The 502-nt window shown below is 72.5% G+C and carries 1 protein-coding gene; it reads left to right on the plus strand.

Going from position 1 to position 502, the window contains the following annotated elements:
- The coding region (locus I5E_RS05510; RefSeq protein WP_031261642.1) for a catalase-related domain-containing protein at positions 1–474 on the plus strand (474 nt) is incomplete at its 5' end.
- Positions 475–502 lie beyond the last annotated feature (28 nt).

The raw sequence follows: 502 nt of genomic DNA on the forward strand, positions 1-502 counted from the left end.
TACCGTGTCGGCACGAACCACGCGCAGCTGCCGGTGAACGCCCCGAAGAACGAGGTGCACTCCTACTCGAAGGACGGCGCCATGCGCTTCGACTTCCAGAAGGCCGAGGTGCCGGTGTACGCGCCGAACTCCCTCGGTGGTGCGCACGCCGACCCCGCCGCCAGCGACGAGGCTCCCGGTTGGGAGTCCGACGGCGCGCTGCAGCGCTCCGCCGCGACCCTCCACCCCGAGGACGACGACTTCGGGCAGGCCGGCACGCTCGTCCGCGAGGTCCTCGACGACGCCGCCCGCGAGCGTCTGGTCGGCAACATCGCCGGGCACGTCTCGAAGGTGACGCGCGACGACCTGCGCGAGCGCGTGTTCGCGTACTGGACGAACGTCGACGCCGACCTCGGCGCGCGCGTGCGCGCGACGGTCGCGCCGAGCGCGCCGGGTTCCAACGAGGACCCGGAGAAGGTCGCGGTCGAGGCGTAAGCCCCGCTCCACCACCTGACGGACGGGA

Origin of the sequence: Curtobacterium sp. B18 (assembly GCF_000333375.1) — a bacterium.
Lineage (GTDB): Bacteria > Actinomycetota > Actinomycetes > Actinomycetales > Microbacteriaceae > Curtobacterium.